The 17,648-nt window shown below is 61.3% G+C and carries 11 protein-coding genes and 1 pseudogene; 6 read left to right on the top strand and 6 right to left on the bottom strand.

The window, feature by feature from the left end:
* Positions 1–120: 120 nt before the first annotated feature.
* Both acnD and prpF read left to right on the top strand, forming a co-directional pair.
* A complete protein-coding gene (acnD, locus tag LCH64_RS11530) occupies positions 121–2,715 on the top strand; it encodes a Fe/S-dependent 2-methylisocitrate dehydratase AcnD (protein ID WP_226500321.1) in 2,595 nt (864 codons plus the stop codon).
* A gap of 55 nt (positions 2,716–2,770) precedes the next feature.
* On the top strand, positions 2,771–3,973 hold the full coding sequence (gene prpF, locus LCH64_RS11525) for a 2-methylaconitate cis-trans isomerase PrpF (RefSeq protein ID WP_226500320.1): 1,203 nt from the start codon (positions 2,771–2,773) through the stop codon (positions 3,971–3,973).
* Positions 3,974–3,990: 17 nt separating this feature from the next.
* Here the strand turns inward: prpF and LCH64_RS11520 are convergent.
* Positions 3,991–4,092, bottom strand: a pseudogene (locus LCH64_RS11520) (metal ABC transporter ATP-binding protein); the annotation flags it as partial.
* Between the two features lie 809 nt (positions 4,093–4,901).
* On the opposite strand from LCH64_RS11520, the gene prpD reads away from it, so the two are divergent.
* A complete protein-coding gene (prpD, locus tag LCH64_RS11515) occupies positions 4,902–6,386 on the top strand; it encodes a 2-methylcitrate dehydratase (RefSeq protein WP_226500319.1) in 1,485 nt (494 codons plus the stop codon).
* 23 nt (positions 6,387–6,409) lie between these two features.
* On the opposite strand, the gene LCH64_RS11510 is transcribed toward prpD, so the two are convergent.
* From LCH64_RS11510 to LCH64_RS11495, 4 genes are all read right to left on the bottom strand, one after another.
* Entirely contained in the window at positions 6,410–7,732 is a 1,323-nt protein-coding gene (locus tag LCH64_RS11510; protein ID WP_103484626.1) for a nitrate/sulfonate/bicarbonate ABC transporter ATP-binding protein, read from the bottom strand.
* Between the two features lie 14 nt (positions 7,733–7,746).
* Positions 7,747–9,492 (bottom strand): ABC transporter permease subunit, encoded by a 1,746-nt coding sequence (locus LCH64_RS11505; protein ID WP_103521145.1) that lies wholly within the window; start codon positions 9,490–9,492, stop codon positions 7,747–7,749.
* A gap of 278 nt (positions 9,493–9,770) precedes the next feature.
* Positions 9,771–10,499 carry an alanyl-tRNA editing protein gene (locus LCH64_RS11500; protein ID WP_003223279.1) on the bottom strand — a complete coding sequence of 243 codons (729 nt, stop codon included), beginning with the start codon at positions 10,497–10,499 and terminating at the stop codon, positions 9,771–9,773.
* Positions 10,500–10,565: 66 nt separating this feature from the next.
* Positions 10,566–11,486 (bottom strand): EamA family transporter, encoded by a 921-nt coding sequence (locus LCH64_RS11495; RefSeq protein WP_201138287.1) that lies wholly within the window; start codon positions 11,484–11,486, stop codon positions 10,566–10,568.
* Between the two features lie 91 nt (positions 11,487–11,577).
* On the opposite strand from LCH64_RS11495, the gene LCH64_RS11490 reads away from it, so the two are divergent.
* The gene (locus LCH64_RS11490) at positions 11,578–12,987 is read left to right on the top strand and encodes a PLP-dependent aminotransferase family protein (protein WP_226500318.1); all 1,410 of its coding nucleotides are present in this window, start codon (positions 11,578–11,580) and stop codon (positions 12,985–12,987) included.
* Between the two features lie 114 nt (positions 12,988–13,101).
* On the opposite strand, the gene LCH64_RS11485 is transcribed toward LCH64_RS11490, so the two are convergent.
* A complete protein-coding gene (locus LCH64_RS11485) occupies positions 13,102–13,920 on the bottom strand; it encodes a pyruvate, water dikinase regulatory protein (protein ID WP_003223283.1) in 819 nt (272 codons plus the stop codon).
* A gap of 173 nt (positions 13,921–14,093) precedes the next feature.
* Here LCH64_RS11485 and ppsA point away from each other — a divergent pair, with 173 nt between their 5' ends.
* Both ppsA and LCH64_RS11475 read left to right on the top strand, forming a co-directional pair.
* A complete protein-coding gene (gene ppsA, locus LCH64_RS11480; protein WP_226500317.1) occupies positions 14,094–16,469 on the top strand; it encodes a phosphoenolpyruvate synthase in 2,376 nt (791 codons plus the stop codon).
* A gap of 187 nt (positions 16,470–16,656) precedes the next feature.
* Positions 16,657–17,646 carry an alpha/beta fold hydrolase gene (locus LCH64_RS11475; RefSeq protein WP_201138284.1) on the top strand — a complete coding sequence of 330 codons (990 nt, stop codon included), beginning with the start codon at positions 16,657–16,659 and terminating at the stop codon, positions 17,644–17,646.
* Positions 17,647–17,648 lie beyond the last annotated feature (2 nt).

Raw genomic sequence — 17,648 nt, 5'->3', positions numbered from 1 at the left:
AAATCCGTTGAATGACACTCCGCCTTCGGGAGCAAGCCCCCTCCCACAGTTGACCGAGTCCACTTCAGTGCCGGTGTCGGCCCCACCCTTTGAAACTACCGTGACCCGAGTCCTGACCCGATGAACACAGAATTCCGCAAAAACCTGCCCGGCAGTTCCCTGGATTATTTCGACGTCCGTGCGGCGGTCGAGGCGATTCAGCCCGGCAGCTACGACACCCTGCCGTATACCTCCCGCGTGCTGGCGGAAAACCTTGTGCGTCGGTGCGACCCGGCCACGCTCACCGATTCGCTGAAACAGCTGATCGAGCGCAAGCGCGACCTCGACTTCCCGTGGTTCCCGGCGCGCGTGGTGTGCCACGACATTCTCGGCCAGACCGCACTGGTCGACCTCGCCGGCCTGCGTGACGCAATCGCCCTGCAGGGCGGTGACCCGGCGCAGGTCAACCCGGTGGTGCCGACGCAACTGATCGTCGACCACTCGCTGGCGGTAGAAGCGGGCGGTTTCGACAAGCAGGCGTTCGAGAAGAACCGCGCCATCGAAGACCGGCGTAACGAAGACCGTTTCCACTTCATCAACTGGACCAAAAAAGCCTTCAAGAACGTCGACGTGATCCCGCCAGGCAACGGCATCATGCACCAGATCAACCTGGAGAAAATGTCTCCGGTGATCCAGGTGCGCGACGGCGTGGCATTCCCCGACACCTGCGTCGGCACCGATAGCCACACCCCGCACGTCGATGCGTTGGGCGTGATCGCCATCGGTGTGGGTGGCCTCGAAGCCGAGAGCGTGATGCTCGGCCGCGCCTCGTGGATGCGCCTGCCGGAAAGTGTCGGCGTCGAACTGACCGGCAAGCTGCAACCGGGCATCACCGCCACCGACATGGTGCTGGCGCTGACCGAATACCTGCGCAAACAGAAAGTCGTCGGCGCCTGGCTGGAGTTCTTCGGCGAAGGCGCGTCCGCACTGACCCTCGGCGACCGCGCGACCATCTCCAACATGGCCCCGGAATACGGCGCCACCGCCGCGATGTTCTACATCGACCAGCAGACCATCGACTACCTGAAACTCACCGGTCGCGAAGACCAGCAAGTGCAGCTCGTCGAGCAGTACGCCAAGCTCAACGGCCTGTGGGCCGATAGCCTGAAAGGCGCGCAATACGAGCGCGGCCTGACCTTCGATTTGTCTTCGGTGGTGCGCAACATGGCCGGCCCGAGCAACCCGCATGCACGCGTCGCGGTGTCGGATCTGGCGGCCAAAGGCATCTCCGGGCAGTGGGATGACGTACCGGGGCAGATGCCCGACGGCGCGGTGATCATCGCCGCCATCACCAGTTGCACCAACACCAGCAACCCGCGCAACGTGATCGCCGCAGGCCTCTTGGCGCGCAATGCCAACAAGCTTGGCCTGACCCGCAAGCCGTGGGTCAAATCCTCGCTGGCGCCGGGTTCGAAAACCGTGGCGCTGTACCTCGATGAAGCGGGGCTGACCACCGAGCTGGAGCAACTTGGTTTCGGCGTCGTCGCGTTTGCCTGCACCACCTGCAATGGCATGTCCGGCGCCCTCGATCCGGTGATTCAGCAAGAGATCATCGACCGCGATCTGTATGCGACTGCCGTGCTTTCCGGCAACCGCAACTTCGACGGCCGCATTCACCCGTACGCCAAACAGGCGTTCCTCGCGTCGCCGCCGCTGGTGGTCGCGTACGCCATCGCCGGGACCATCCGTTTCGACATCGAGAAAGATGTGCTGGGCGTGGTCGACGGCAAGGAAATCCGCCTGAAAGACATCTGGCCGAGCGACGAAGAAATCGATGCGGAGGTGAAGTCGTCGGTGAAGCCTGAGCAGTTCCGTCAGGTCTACATTCCGATGTTCGCCGTCCACGAAGACACCGGCCCGAAAGTCACGCCGCTGTACGACTGGCGCGAGATGAGTACCTACATCCGCCGTCCGCCGTATTGGGAAGGTGCGCTGGCCGGCGCGCGGCCGCTGAAGGGGATGCGCCCGCTGGCGGTGCTGCCGGACAACATCACCACCGATCACCTGTCGCCCTCGAACGCGATCATGCTCGACAGCGCCGCCGGTGAATATCTGGCGAAAATGGGCCTGCCGGAAGAGGACTTCAACTCGTATGCCACACACCGTGGCGACCACTTGACCGCGCAGCGTGCAACCTTCGCCAACCCGAAACTGTTCAACGAAATGGTCCAGGAAAACGGCAAGGTCAAACAGGGTTCGCTGGCGCGGGTCGAGCCGGAAGGCCAGGTGATGCGCATGTGGGAAGCCATCGAAACCTACATGGAGCGCAAGCAGCCGCTGATCATCATTGCCGGCGCCGACTACGGGCAGGGTTCGTCCCGCGACTGGGCGGCCAAGGGCGTGCGGCTGGCGGGCGTCGAAGCGATCGTCGCCGAAGGTTTCGAGCGTATCCACCGCACCAATCTGGTGGGCATGGGCGTATTGCCGCTGGAGTTCAAACCGGGCTCAGATCGCCACACGCTGGCCATCGACGGCAGCGAAACCTACGACGTGATCGGCGCCCGCACCCCGCGCGCCGACCTGACGCTGGTGATCCACCGCAAGAACGGCGAGCGCGTTGAAGTGCCGGTGACCTGCCGCCTGGATACCGCTGAAGAAGTTTCGATCTACGAGGCCGGCGGCGTGTTGCAGCGCTTCGCCCAGGACTTCCTCGAAGAGTCGGCGGTTGCCGTATAAAACAAGTTAAGCGACCAAGGGATGATTGGGTCCCTTGGTCCTTTGAGGAGCAACCATGGTTCACGCAGCTAATTTCGCACCGCAGATCAAAATCCCCGCCACCTACATGCGCGGCGGCACCAGCAAAGGCGTGTTCTTCAGTCTCAAGGATCTGCCCGAAGCCGCGCAGACTCCCGGCCCGGCCCGCGATGCCTTGCTGCTGCGGGTGATCGGCAGCCCCGACCCCTACGACAAACAGATCGACGGCATGGGCGGCGCCACTTCGAGCACCAGCAAAACCGTGATCCTGTCGAAAAGCAGCAAGGCCGATCACGACGTCGATTACCTGTTCGGTCAGGTCTCCATCGACAAGCCGTTCGTGGACTGGAGCGGCAATTGCGGCAACCTCTCGGCGGCGGTCGGTTCGTTCGCCATCAGCAACGGTCTGGTGGATGCCAGTCGCATTCCGCACAACGGTGTGGCGGTGGTGCGCGTATGGCAGGCCAACATCGGCAAGACCATCATCGCCCACGTGCCGATCACTAACGGCGAAGTGCAGGAAACCGGTGATTTCGAACTCGACGGCGTGACCTTTCCGGCCGCCGAAGTGCAACTGGAGTTCATGGATCCGGCAGCGGAAGAAGAGGGCGGCGGCGGTTCGATGTTCCCCACCGGTAACCTGATCGACGAGCTGGAAGTGCCGGGTGTCGGCACGTTCCAGGCGACCATGATCAACGCCGGGATTCCGACGATTTTCGTCAACGCCGCAGACATCGGCTACACCGGCACCGAGCTTCAGAGCGCGATCAACAGCGATCCGAAAGCGCTGCAGATGTTCGAAACCATCCGCGCCTACGGTGCATTGCGCATGGGGCTGATTGCGAATCTGGACGAAGCGGCCAAGCGACAGCACACGCCGAAAGTCGCGTTCGTCGCCAAACCTGCGGATTACGTGGCGTCCAGCGGCAAGGCGATTGCCGCCGGCGATGTGGATCTGCTGGTGCGCGCATTGTCGATGGGCAAATTGCACCACGCGATGATGGGCACGGCGGCGGTGGCAATCGGCACGGCGGCAGCGATCTCCGGGACTCTGGTGAATCTCGCGGCGGGCGGTGTCGAGCGCAACGCGGTGCGCTTCGGCCATCCGTCCGGGACGCTGCGCGTAGGCGCCGAGGCCAGCCTGGAACACGATGAGTGGGTGGTGAAAAAAGCCATCATGAGCCGCAGTGCACGCGTCCTCATGGAAGGCTACGTACGCATCCCCGGCGACGCCTTCTGACCCAACACCGAACAAAACTGTGGGAGCGGGCTTGCTCGCGAAAGCGGCGTATCAGGCAATAGAGATGTCGACTGACACGACGCCTTCGCGAGCAAGCCCGCTCCCACACTGGATTGCATTTCAACCGGGATAATCAATCCGCAAAGTAATGCTCGTGTGCCAGGCGATACTTTCTGACACTACACCGACCAAAAACTGTGGGAGCGGGCTTGCTCGCGAAAGCGGCGTATCAGGCAACAGAGATATCGACTGACACGACGCATTCGCGAGCAAGCCCGCTCCCACAGTGGATTGCATTTCAACCGGGATAATCAATCCGCAAAGTAATGCTCGTGTGCCAGGCGATACTTTCTGACACTACACCGAACAAAACTGTGGGAGCGGGCTTGCTCGCGAAAGCGGAGTAGCAGGCAATAGAGATGTCGACTGACACGACGCCTTCGCGAGCAAGCCCGCTCCCACAATGGATTGCATTTCAACCGGGATAATCAATCCGCGAAGTAGTGCACGTGTGCCAGGCGATACTTTCTGACACTACACCGACCAAAACTGTGGGAGCGGGCTTGCTCGCGAAAGCGGCGTATCAGGCAACAGAGATATCGACTGACACGACGCCTTCGCGAGCAAGCCCGCTCCCACAATGGATTGCATTTCAACCGGGATAATCAATCCGCAAAGTAATGCTCGTGTGCCAAGCGATACTTTCTGACACTACACCGACCAAAAACTGTGGGAGCGGGCTTGCTCGCGAAAGCGGAGTATCAGGCAATAGAGATGTCGACTGACACGACGCCTTCGCGAGCAAGCCCGCTCCCACAGTGGATAATTGCAACCTGACATCTCCCACAGTGAATTGCATTTCAATCATAAGAAAAATTAGTCCTGAACCGAGGTCCCATCAACGAACCACTGCAAGAGTGAATCGAACATGAGCGCCAACGTCGACCTGAACAACCGCCCAGACTACGACCGTGTCCTGCAGGACATCGCCGATTACGTCCTCACCTTCAACATCGAATCTGCCGAAGCCCTCGACACTGCCCGCAACTGCCTGATGGACACCCTCGGTTGTGGCTTGCTGGCGCTGCGTTTTCCCGAATGCACCAAACACCTTGGCCCTCTGGTCGAAGGCACCGTGGTGCCGTTCGGGGCGCGGGTGCCGGGCACTTCCTATCGCCTCGACCCGGTGAAAGCCGCGTGGGACATCGGCTGCATCGTGCGCTGGCTCGACTACAACGACACCTGGCTCGCCGCCGAGTGGGGGCATCCGTCGGACAACCTTGGCGGAATTCTCGCGGTGGCCGATCACCTGTCGCAAAAACGCGTTGCCAATGGTGAGAAACCGCTGACGATTCGCGATGTACTTGAAGCGATGATCATGGCCCACGAAATTCAAGGCGTGATCGCGCTGGAAAATTCCTTCAATCGCGTCGGCCTCGACCACGTGCTGCTGGTGAAAGTCGCTTCGACCGCCGTCACCGCCAAACTGATGGGCGCCAATCGCGAGCAGTTGCTGTCGGCGTTGTCCCATGCGTTTGCCGATGGTCAGGCGCTGCGCACCTATCGCCATGCGCCGAACGCCGGGTCGCGCAAGTCATGGGCGGCGGGGGATGCGACCAGTCGTGGCGTGCGTCTGGCCGACATCGCCCTGCGTGGCGAGATGGGTATTCCCGGGGTGTTGACGGCCAGGCAGTGGGGCTTCTATGACGTGTCGTTCAGCCACACCAACAATGATCTGGCGCTCAAGCCCGAAGGCAAACGTGCCTTCAGTTTCTCACGGCCCTACGGCAGTTACGTGATGGAAAACGTGCTGTTCAAGATCAGCTTCCCCGCCGAGTTCCACGCGCAAACGGCCTGCGAAGCGGCGGTGACCCTGCATCCGTTGGTGCGCAACCGCTTGCATGAAATCGACCGCATCGTCATCACCACCCATGAGTCGGCGATTCGCATCATTTCCAAGGTCGGGCCGCTGGCCAACGCTGCCGACCGCGACCACTGCCTTCAGTATATGACCGCCGTGCCGCTGGCGTTCGGCAATCTGGTGGCCGAGCAATACGAGGACGATTTCCACGCCGCGCACCCGATCATCGATGTGTTGCGCGAGAAGATGGTCATCGTCGAAGACCCGTGTTTCACCCGCGAGTATCTGGAGGCCGACAAGCGCTCGATTGCCAACGCGGTGCAGGTGTTTTTCAAGGACGGATCGAGCACCGAGAACGTGGTGGTGGAATACCCGATCGGCCACCGTCGCCGCCGCGCCGATGGCATCCCGTTGCTGGAGGACAAGTTCAAGGCCAACCTGGCGACGCGTTTCACCGGCCAGCGCAGCAACGAGATCTTCACCCTGTGCAAGGATCAGCAAGCGCTCGAAGCCACGCCGGTCAATCGCTTCGTCGACCTGTTCGTGATCTAGGCCAACGCCAGAGGTGTCGCGGGCTACAGGCTGCCCTCGACATCCTCCAGGCTGAAGGTTTCGGTGTGGTCGTCGTAGGAGAAAATCTCCGCATAACGACCCCAGGCGATCACCACTTCCAGGGTTCTCTCGACGAACGCTTCGGTCAGCGAGTCCTGCAGTTCCTGCTCGAAACGCACCCGTGGCGCGCGGTGACCATTGCGCTCCAGCAGCACCTGACGGATGCGCGCGGCCAGCGGTACGTGGCGAATCAGGTGTTCGGCGAACAGGGTTTTGCGTTCCTGGGTGCCGTAGTCGGCGAACAGTTTGCCGGCGTCGGTCAGGGTGATGTCGGCGCCTTTGAGTTCAGCGAAACCGAGGTGCTCGATCATCTCGGCCACGGGGAACAGGTCATCGACTTCCAGCAGACGCCGTTCAGCCACGGTGGGCAGGCCGGCGTGGCCGTTGTAGGGTTCGGCGGCGATGGTTTCGATCAGACCGGCCATCAGGTTGGTCGAGACCTCAGGCAGCGGACTGCTCATTTTCAGCTCGGGCTTGCCGACGCTGGCATCGGCGCTGCGCCGGTCAGTCATCTGCGCGTAAATGTCGTCGACCATCTGCCGGAAAGCCGGATCCAGGCGGTTGCGTGGATGGGCGAACGGCACTTTGATTTCCGCCACCACCCGACCCGGGTTGGACGACAACACCAGAATGCGGTCGCACATCAGCACCGCTTCTTCGATGTTGTGGGTGACGATCAGGATCGATTTGATCGGCAGTTGCTTGCCGCTCCACAGGTCCAGCAGATCCGTGCGCAGGGTTTCGGCGGTCAGTACGTCCAGTGCCGAAAAGGGTTCGTCCATCAGCAACAGGGTCGGGTTGACCACCAGCGCGCGCGCGAAGCCCACGCGCTGGCGCATGCCGCCGGACAACTCGCGCGGGTAGGCGTTTTCGAAACCGTCGAGGCCGATCAGGTCGATCGCCGCCAGCGCCCGTTTACGCGCAGCCTTGCGTTCGACCTGCAAGGCTTGCAGGCCGGCCTCGACGTTTTCCAGCACCGTCAGCCACGGGAACAGGGCAAAGGTCTGGAACACCATCGCCACACCTTCGGCCGGGCCGTGCAGCGGCTGGCCGTTGTACAGGACATCGCCCGATGACGGTTCGATCAGGCCGGCAATGATCCGCAGCAAGGTGGATTTGCCGGAGCCGGAGCGCCCGAGCATGCCGACGATCTCGCCTTCGCGCAGGGTCAGATCGACCCCGCTGAGCACTTGCAGTTCTTCCTTGCCCTTGCCAAACACCCGGTTCACATCGCTGAGCGAGTAGATTTCGGGGCTGGCGGCGGTTTGTTCGGTATAGGTATTCATCGCAGCGAGTCCCATCAGTTCAGGCGCAGTTTGTTTTCGGCCACGGCGTACATCGGTCGCCAGACCAGACGATTGAAGGCCACGACAAAGATCGCCATGACCACCACGCCGAGGGTGATTTTCGGAAAATCTCCGGCGGCGGTGGTCTGGGCGATATAGGCCCCGAGACCGTGGGCAACGACTTTGTCCTGCCCCCAGGAGACGAATTCGGAAACGATACTGGCGTTCCACGCACCGCCCGAGGCGGTAATGGCGCCGGTCACGTAGTACGGGAAAATGCCCGGCAGCATGACCTTGCGCCACCACAACCAGCCGCGAATGCGGAAGTTGGCGGCGGCCTCCTTGTAGTCATTGGGGAAGGCGCTGGCCCCGGCGATCACGTTGAACAGGATGTACCACTGCGTGCCGAGCACGATCAGCGGGCTGAGCCAGATGTCCGGGTTCAACTGGTAGCGCAGGATCACGATGACGAATACCGGGAACAGCAGGTTCGCCGGAAACGCCGCGAGGAACTGCGCCAGCGGCTGGATCTTTTCCGCCAGCGCCGGACGCAGGCCGATCATCACTCCCAGCGGCACCCAGATCAGCGAAGCAATGAGAATCAGACCGGCCACTCGCAGCAAGGTAAAGAACCCCAGCAGCAATACATGGCCGACCTCGGCGAGCGTCACTTCTGTGCCGACATACAGGACGATGTGATAAAGCGCATAAGCCGTCAGCAGCGCGATCAAGGTGCCCCAGATCCAGTCGATCATTTTCGATCTGCTCGGGTTGTCCGCGCTGAGGGTGTGGCGCGCCGCACGCGGCAGGTTCAAGCGCATGTTGCCCAGCCGGCTGATGGCGCGGCTGAACGGGCGCAGCAGGCGCTGGATCAAGCGGGTGCGCTGGATCAGGTTCAGTACCCAGGATTCGGGCGCGGCGGTCTGCGAGGCGGTGTTTTCCATGCGGAACTTGTCGGCCCAGGCCACCAGCGGGCGGAACAGGAACTGGTCGTAGATCAGGATCACCACGATCATCGTCAGGATCACGTAACCCACCGCGTGCAGGTCTTTCTGCGCGATGGCCATAGCCAGATACGAGCCGATACCCGGCAGGGTGATGGTCTGGTCCCCCACCGTGATTGCTTCCGACGCCACCACGAAGAACCAGCCGCCGGACATGCTCATCATCATGTTCCACACCAGCCCGGGCATGGCAAAAGGCACGTCGAGTTTCCAGAAACTCTGCCAGCCGGACAGTTGCAGGTTGGTCGACACCTCCACCAGATCCCGCGGCAGCATGCGCAGCGACTGATAGAAGCTGAACGTCATGTTCCACGCCTGACTGGTGAAAATGGCGAAGATCGCAGCAAATTCCGCCCCGAGTACCCGGCCGGGAAACAACAGCAGAAAAAAGGTCACGGTGAACGAGATGTAGCCCAGGACCGGCACCGATTGCAGGATGTCCAGCACCGGCACCAGCAGTTTTTCGGCGCGCCGGCTTTTCGCGGCCAGGGTGCCGTAAAGCAGGGTGAACACCAGTGCCGCGACCATCGCCGCGAGCATGCGCAGGGTGGTGCGCATGGCGTATTCAGGCAGGTTGCTCGGGTCGAGGGAAATCACCTCGCTCTGCAAGGTGGCGATCGGTGCCCAGGTTTCCCGGGCGGTGATCGAGAAAAACAACAAGAAGCCGATCACCAGCGGCATGGCGATCAGGTCCCAGCGATTGGGCAGCAAGCGCCGGGTCGTGGCCGGGATGTAGTGACGGAACACTTTCTTCATACGCAGTGATTCCAGCGGTGTCCAAAGGGGCGCGGCAGTCTGAGCGTAGCTTCTGTCTGCACGACCCACCGAGAATGAGCGGATGCTCGTTCTTCAGGTTCAAGTGGGAGGTGAATGTTGCGGGCCCGCTGAATTCATCAGGCCAGGAGGGCTGGCGCATCCGGTTTGGGAACCGGATGCGCTGCTTGCGCGAATTGTATATTTCCAGATGTTACAAAGACGTAAAGACAGTGTCTGTTTTAAGTGAAGAAATTTTCATCCGGTAAATGCCCGTCTGCCTACGCGAAACGCAGGATTACCCGGCGATTGTTGCGGCTTTTCTTCTCGATTTTTTCGCAATACACCCGGCCGATTTCCCGGGTGTTGTGCACATGGGTGCCGCCACAGGGCTGGATGTCGACGCCGCTGACCTCGACCATGCGCAAGTCACCCTGAATGACGGGCGGCTTGACCGTCTTGCTGCCGGTCCTCTCCAGCAAGGCGGGGTACTCGGCGGCCGGCATCGACAGGGTATTGACCGTGCAGGCCTGTTCGATCAGCGCGTTGAGGTCGCGGGTGATGCTGTCCTTGTCGAGGGTCATTTCCGGCAGATCGAAATCCAGTCGGCCCTTGTCGGCGCTGATGCTGCACCCGGTGACCGGCGCATTGATCAGCGCACCGAGCAGATGCAGGCAGGTATGCATCTTCATGTGCTGATAGCGCCGCTCCCAGTCGAGGCTGGCGTTGACCAATGCGCCGGTACACAGCTGCGGCGGGCACTCCTGCACTTGATGCCAGATGATCGACGGCAGCAGGGGATCGCGCACCGTTCCGGTGACTTCGATCCGCGTGCCATCCACCAGACTGAAATGCCCGGTGTCACCCGGTTGCCCGCCACCGGTTGGGTAGAAAAGGGTGTGTTCCAGCACGACGGCCTGATCGACCACTGCGATGACTCGGGCACCAAAGGCGCGCCGGTAGGGTTCGCTGTTAAACAGGCTGAGGGTTTCCATGGTGTGTACCGACATTTGAACCTCCGATGTTCAAAGTTGAGTGGTGTGTGAGCCCTTGTGCTCACGTCGGGTCGTGAGTTTTCAGCGTTTGAGCGGTAGCTTGGTGATCGCGAAACCGGCAAGCAGGATTGCCGAGTACAGCATCAGGTCCCGCGAGATCGGCGTGCCTTCGTACCAGGCGCCGATGAGCAGGGCGAATACCGGGAAGATGATGAACACGAACGACAGCAGCACCGGGCTCAGGCGTTTGAGCAGGATGAAATACACGATAAAGCCGCCCACTGACGCCACCAGTCCGAGGTACAGCAGAGCGCCCCATGAGCGCGCGGTCACGTCCTTGAATACCGGTGCTTCCACGTTCAAGCCGACAATAAATAACATCAGCCCGGCGATGCCGATCGGCAGGGTGTTGTAGGTGATCACGCTGATCGCGCTGCCGTGCTTTTTGGTCACCACGTAGCACAGCGCATGCAGGATCGCTGCGCACAGAATCGCCAATACGCCGAGCCATTCCGCCTGATCCAGATGCAGGCCCTGGCTGCGAATGATCATGAACAGACTGGCGAAACCGATGGCGATACCGAGCATCTGTGTGGGGAGGATTTTCTCGCGCAGAAACAGCGCGGAAAAAATCAGGATAAACACCGGCATGCAACTGAACAGCAGCGCTGTCAGACCGGACGAAACGTGCATCTCGCCGTAGTTGAGCAGGTAGTACGGCAGGCTGAAGTACGACAGCGTGACGAACACGAAAAACCAGCGGCTCTGTCGCGGGAACAGCAGCGGTTCCCTGCGCAGTGCGGCGAAGCTCAGGAACAGCGGAAAGGCGATCAGAAAGCGCAGGCCCGCGGCGGTCAGTGGCGGCACGCTTTCCACGGCAATCTTGATCCCCAGCCACGTAGTGCCCCAGCTCAGGCAGACGATCAGAAACAAGGTGCTGGTGAGCAATCCGGCGAGCCAGGGTTTGCTGATGTTCAGCGGTGCGCTGATGGCAGTCGACATGCTTGGTGCTCCGCAGCAATGGAATTGACCCGGTTGTTGAAAAGGGCTATCCCTGATTGAACCTGTTTTCAGCACGCTATTCGGGGCGACAATGACTGTCAAAGTAAGTATTGCCATGGTGTCAATCCTCCGCGACGGCCTCGCCAACGGGGTGGGGGTGAAGTACAAGCGCCTGGCGGATGCGGTGCAGCAGGCCATCGCCGAAGGCGTGATTGCGGCGGGAGCGAAATTGCCGCCGCACCGGCTGTTGGCCGATAGCCTGGGCGTGACCATCGGCACCATCAGTCGCGCCTATGGCGAACTGGAGCGGGTCGGTCTGGTGGTGGCCCGCGTCGGCGATGGCACTTATGTGCGTGAGCGCGGGATGGAGCGGCCGCAGGACAAGGGCTTTCGCAATGTCAGCGATGAGCCGCGCGCCTGTTTCGACATGAGCCGCAATCAGCCGATCCCTGGGCAGGAAGCGGCATTCATGAGCCAGACCCTGCACAGCCTCGCCAGTGATCCACGAGGCTTGCAGCAGTTGACCGGTTACACCGTCGAAAGTGGTTTGCTGCGGCATCGGCAGGCGGGGGCGCGTTGGTTGAGTCATGGCGCGTTTCAGCCGCACGCCGATCAGGTGTTGTGCGTCAATGGCGGCCAGCATGGCTTGCTGTGCGCCTTGATGGGCCTGCTCAAGGCCGGCGATACGCTGGTTACCGAGCATCTGACTTACCCGGGGCTGATCAGCGTCGCACGCCAGTTGGGGATCAAACTCATCGGTGTCGCAATGGATGACGAAGGGCTGCTGCCGGCAGCGCTGGACGACGTCTGCCGGCAGCATCGCGTCTCGGCGCTGTACTGCACGCCGACGATTCAGAACCCGACGGCGGCAGTCATGTCGGTGCCACGGCGTGAGGCGATTGCCGACATCTGTCGCCAACACAATCTGCTGATTTTCGAAGACGACGCACATGCGGTACTGGCCCGCCAGCGACCGTTGCCGCTGAGCCATTTCGCCGCCGAGCGCGCGGTGTTGATCGGCAGTCTGAGCAAGGCGGTTTCAGCCGGTCTGCGGGTCGGTTATCTGCATGCACCGCAAGCGCTGATCGGGCGCCTGAGTGCGGCCATTCGCGGCACCTGCTGGATGGCCAATCCGCTGGCGATGGAGTTGGCGAGCCGCTGGATCGACAACGGCATGGCCGAGCGTTTGCTGGATGAGCAGATCAGCGAAATCGGCCGGCGCAAGGCGCTGGTCGCGCCGGTGTTGGCGGGGCTCAATTACAAGGCGGATGCGCATAGCCCGCACTTCTGGATTGAGGTGCCGGAGCTGTGGCGCGCATCGCAGATTGCTGCGGAGCTGAAGGAAAACAACTACCTGGTGGCCACCGCCGAGGCCTTTGCGGTCGGGCATGCAGCGGTGCCGCAGTTCATTCGAGCGAGTGTATGCAATGCGGTGGGAGATGACCGGTTGTTGCTGTCCGGGTTCGAGGCTTTGGCGCGGGCATTAACGGAAACCGTGTAATCGTTCTTCGCGAGCAAGCCCGCTCCCACAGGCGATCGCGTTTCAACTGGAGGAACTCGATCAACCTGTGGGAGCGGGCTTGCTCGCGAAGGCGTCAGAACAGACGCCACAAATCTATTTGAACCGCCGCTCCACGCCTTTCTCCACCAGAATCTTCGCCGAAATCTCTTCCACCGAAAAATGCGTGGAGTTGATGTGCGGGATGTTCTCGCGGCGGAACAGGTTTTCCACTTCACGCACTTCGAATTCGCACTGGGCGTAGCTCGAATAACGGCTGTTGGGCTTGCGCTCGTTGCGGATCGCGGTGAGGCGATCCGGGTCGATGGTCAGGCCGAACAGCTTGTGCTGATGGGCGCGCAGGGCGGTCGGCAGGGTCAGGCGCTCCATGTCGTCTTCGGTCAGCGGATAGTTGGCCGCGCGAATGCCGAATTGCATCGCCATGTACAGGCACGTCGGCGTCTTACCACAACGCGACACGCCCACTAGTATCAGATCGGCCTTGTCGTAATAGTGGGTGCGCGCGCCGTCGTCATTGTCGAGAGCGAAGTTCACCGCCTCGATCCGCTCCATGTAATTGGAGTTGTGCCCGATCGAATGCGACTTGCCGACGGTATAGGAAGAATGCTCGGTCAGTTCCTGCTCCAGCGGGGCGAGGAAGGTCGAGAAAATGTCGATCATGAAACCATTGGAGGTCGCGAGAATCTCACGGATGTCCTGATTGACGATGGTGTCGAAGATGATCGGGCGCATGCCGTCGGTTTCAGCGGCTTTGTTGATTTGTTGTACCATGGCCCGCGCTTTGTCCGCGTTGTCGATATACGGCCGCGTGACTTTGCTGAAGGTAATGTTTTCGAACTGCGCCAGAAGGCTTTGACCCAGGGTTTCGGCAGTGATGCCGGTGCCATCGGAGATAAAGAAAGCAGATCGTTTCATTTGCACCTTGGGCCTTAAGCTAGTCATCAATCTTGGATATGATAGGCGCGATTGCCGGCCGCCAATGGCCCGCATTCTCACTTATTTTCCAGGTCCAGGCCATACAGCCGGCCAACGCTCCCCCGAGCTGCCGGTTTCTGAGCTTTTCCAACACAGTTAGTGGAGAGATCACCTTGGTAGAGTACGTAGTTTCCCTCGATAAGCTCGGCAAACACGATGTTGAGCATGTGGGGGGCAAGAACGCATCCCTGGGCGAGATGATCAGCAACCTGGCGGGTGCCGGTGTGTCGGTCCCCGGCGGCTTTGCCACCACCGCGCAGGCCTATCGCGACTTTCTCGAACTGAGCGGCCTCAACGATCAGATCCACAAGGCTCTCGACGCCCTGGACGTCGATGACGTCAATGCACTGGCCAAGACCGGTGCGCAGATCCGTCAATGGATCATGGACGCCGAATTCCCTGAAACACTCAATGCCGAGATCCGCACCGCGTTCGCCGCGTTGTCGGCCGGTAACCCTGATGTGGCCGTGGCCGTGCGTTCTTCCGCCACCGCCGAAGACTTGCCGGACGCCTCGTTCGCCGGTCAGCAGGAAACCTTCCTGAACATCCGTGGCGTGGAAAACGTCATCCGCGCCGCCAAAGAGGTGTTCGCTTCGCTGTTCAACGACCGGGCGATTTCCTACCGCGTGCACCAGGGCTTCGACCACAAACTGGTCGCCCTGTCGGCCGGCGTGCAGCGCATGGTGCGTTCGGAAACCGGCACTGCCGGCGTAATGTTCACCCTCGATACCGAATCCGGTTTCCGTGACGTGGTGTTCATCACCGGCGCCTACGGCCTGGGCGAAACCGTTGTTCAAGGCGCGGTCAACCCCGACGAATTCTATGTGCACAAGGGCACGCTGGAAGCCGGTCGTCCGGCGATCCTGCGTCGCAACCTCGGCAGCAAGGCGATCAAGATGATCTACGGCGACGAGGCCAAGGCCGGTCGTTCGGTGAAGACCGTCGATGTCGACAAGGCCGAGCGTGCGCGTTTCTGCCTGACCGACGCCGAAGTCAGCGAGCTGGCCAAGCAGGCGATGATCATCGAGAAGCACTACGGCTGCCCGATGGACATCGAGTGGGCCAAGGACGGTGACGACGGCAAGCTGTACATCGTGCAGGCCCGTCCGGAAACCGTGAAGAGCCGCACCCAGGCCAACGTCATGGAACGTTACCTGCTGAAAGAAACCGGCACCGTGCTGGTGGAAGGTCGTGCCATCGGCCAGCGCATCGGCGCCGGTAAAGTGCGGATCATCAAGGACGTCTCGGAAATGGACAAAGTCCAGGCCGGCGACGTGCTGGTCTCCGACATGACCGACCCGGACTGGGAACCGGTGATGAAGCGCGCCAGCGCCATCGTCACCAACCGTGGCGGGCGTACCTGTCACGCGGCGATCATCGCCCGTGAGCTGGGGATTCCGGCGGTTGTGGGTTGCGGCAACGCCACCCAACTGCTGAAGGATGGCCAGGGCGTGACCGTGTCCTGCGCCGAAGGTGACACCGGTTACATCTTCGAAGGCGAGCTGGGCTTCGACGTCAAGAAGAACTCCGTGGACGCCATGCCGGAGCTGCCGTTCAAGATCATGATGAACGTCGGCAACCCGGACCGCGCCTTCGACTTCGCGCAACTGCCGAACGCCGGTGTCGGCCTGGCCCGTCTGGAATTCATCATCAACCGCATGATCGGCGTGCACCCGAAAGCACTGCTGAACTACGACGGCCTGCCGCAGGAAATCAAGGACAGCGTCGACAAGCGCATCGCCGGTTACGACGATCCGGTTGGCTTCTACGTCGAAAAACTGGTTGAGGGCATCAGCACCCTCGCTGCCGCGTTCTGGCCGAAGAAGGTCATCGTGCGTCTGTCGGACTTCAAGTCCAACGAATACGCCAACCTGATCGGCGGCAAGCTGTACGAGCCGGAAGAAGAAAACCCGATGCTGGGCTTCCGTGGCGCTTCGCGTTACATCAGCGAAGCGTTCCGCGATTGCTTCGAACTCGAGTGTCGCGCGCTGAAACGCGTACGCAACGAGATGGGCCTGACCAACGTCGAAATCATGGTGCCGTTCGTCCGTACCCTCGGCGAAGCCAGTCAGGTGGTCGATCTGCTCGCCGAAAACGGCCTGGCCCGTGGCGACAATGGCCTGCGCGTGATCATGATGTGCGAACTGCCATCCAACGCGATTCTCGCTGAAGAATTCCTCGAATTCTTCGACGGTTTCTCGATCGGTTCCAACGACCTGACTCAGCTGACCCTGGGCCTGGACCGTGACTCCGGGATCATCGCGCACCTGTTCGACGAGCGTAATCCGGCGGTCAAGAAGCTGTTGGCCAACGCGATTGCCGCGTGCAACAAGGCCGGCAAGTACATCGGCATCTGCGGCCAGGGCCCTTCGGACCACCCGGATCTGGCCAAGTGGCTGATGGAGCAGGGCATCGAAAGCGTGTCGCTGAACCCGGACTCCGTACTGGAAACCTGGTTCTTCCTCGCGGAAGGTCAGGCCCAGGCTTGATCCATATGTGAACGGCCATCCTCCCCTGTGGGAGCGGGCTTGCTCGCGAAGACGGAATAAGATCCGCCAAAAATGTTGGCTGATACACCGCTTTCGCGAGCAAGCCCGCTCCCACAAAGGTCGGGGGCTTTGAGATTGAAGTAGGGCGGGCTCCTGTAGATGCCGCCCTTTTTTGTGCAAGAGCATTATGCAAAGCAGCAGCAACCTGTTTCCTGTCGCCCTGATCAGCGCCGAACGTCGCGGTGATCTGAGCGAAGATGTGTATCGATTGAAACCCGGCAACAGTCCCGACTGGTCCGTGGAAATCGCCGTGACCCGCCTGGGCATGGCCGATGACACGACACCGCGCGGCGTGCCGGTGATTTTGCTGCACGGCAGTTTTTCCAATCGGCGCTTCTGGTTTTCCCCCAAAGGGCTGGGGCTGGGCGCGTACCTGACGCGTCTGGGTTTTGATGTATGGATTCCGGAGATGCGCGGCCATGGCCTGTCGCAGCGCAACCAGGACTACCGCCGCAACCGCGTGGCTGACTACGCCCGGTACGATCTGCCGGCGATTGCCGCGTTCGTGCGCGAGCAGAGCGGGCAGGTGCCACACTGGATCGGTCATTCGCTGGGCGGCATTACATTGGCGGCGGCGCTGGGTGGCGAATACCTTGGCGAGCCAGCCGTGGCTTCCGCGGCGTTTTTCGGCACGCAGGTCAGTCGCACGTACTGGCCGCTGAAGATTCCACCGGTGGAGTGGAGCGGGCGCTTCATTCTCAAGCGTTTCGCGCAATTGTCCGGCTCACGCCTCAAGCGCGGCCCGGAGGACGAGCCGATCGGTCTGGCGCTGGAAAGCATGCGCTGGTACGGCTTGTTTGGACGTTTTGGTGACAAGGACAAGGATTGGTGGGCCGGCCTGGCCGAGGTACAGGTGCCGGTGCTGGCCGTGACGGCAGCGGGCGATCATCAGGATCCGGCGTGGGCCTGTCGCAAGCTGTTCGAGCAGATCGGCTCCGAGCACAAGCAATTCGTCAATCTGGGGCGTGAGCAGGGCTTCAGTGACAATTTCGGTCACGTCGAGATGCTGGTGAGCAAGGCTGCACAGGCCGAAGTCTGGCCGCTGGTGGCGCGCTGGCTGCAGGACCAGCAGACGCCATTGCTCGGCGACAAGCCGGATCTGGCGGCCGCGGGTTGAGG

Origin of the sequence: Pseudomonas sp. MWU16-30322 (assembly GCF_020515535.1) — a bacterium.
GTDB lineage: Bacteria > Pseudomonadota > Gammaproteobacteria > Pseudomonadales > Pseudomonadaceae > Aquipseudomonas > Aquipseudomonas fluorescens_H.
The sequence above is the reverse complement of the archived record's forward strand: the minus strand, read 5'-3'. Positions and strand labels throughout refer to the sequence as shown.

Excerpts from the sequence above, each read along its gene's own strand:
- LCH64_RS11505 (WP_103521145.1), bottom strand. The coding sequence starts at position 9,492 with ATGAAGAAAGTGTTCCGTCACTACATCCCGGCCACGACCCGGCGCTTG.
- acnD (WP_226500321.1), top strand. The coding sequence starts at position 121 with ATGAACACAGAATTCCGCAAAAACCTGCCCGGCAGTTCCCTGGATTAT.
- LCH64_RS11490 (WP_226500318.1), top strand. The coding sequence starts at position 11,578 with ATGACTGTCAAAGTAAGTATTGCCATGGTGTCAATCCTCCGCGACGGC.
- prpF (WP_226500320.1), top strand. The coding sequence starts at position 2,771 with ATGGTTCACGCAGCTAATTTCGCACCGCAGATCAAAATCCCCGCCACC.
- LCH64_RS11475 (WP_201138284.1), top strand. The coding sequence starts at position 16,657 with ATGCAAAGCAGCAGCAACCTGTTTCCTGTCGCCCTGATCAGCGCCGAA.
- LCH64_RS11495 (WP_201138287.1), bottom strand. The coding sequence starts at position 11,486 with ATGTCGACTGCCATCAGCGCACCGCTGAACATCAGCAAACCCTGGCTC.
- LCH64_RS11510 (WP_103484626.1), bottom strand. The coding sequence starts at position 7,732 with ATGAATACCTATACCGAACAAACCGCCGCCAGCCCCGAAATCTACTCG.
- prpD (WP_226500319.1), top strand. The coding sequence starts at position 4,902 with ATGAGCGCCAACGTCGACCTGAACAACCGCCCAGACTACGACCGTGTC.
- LCH64_RS11500 (WP_003223279.1), bottom strand. The coding sequence starts at position 10,499 with ATGTCGGTACACACCATGGAAACCCTCAGCCTGTTTAACAGCGAACCC.
- LCH64_RS11485 (WP_003223283.1), bottom strand. The coding sequence starts at position 13,920 with ATGAAACGATCTGCTTTCTTTATCTCCGATGGCACCGGCATCACTGCC.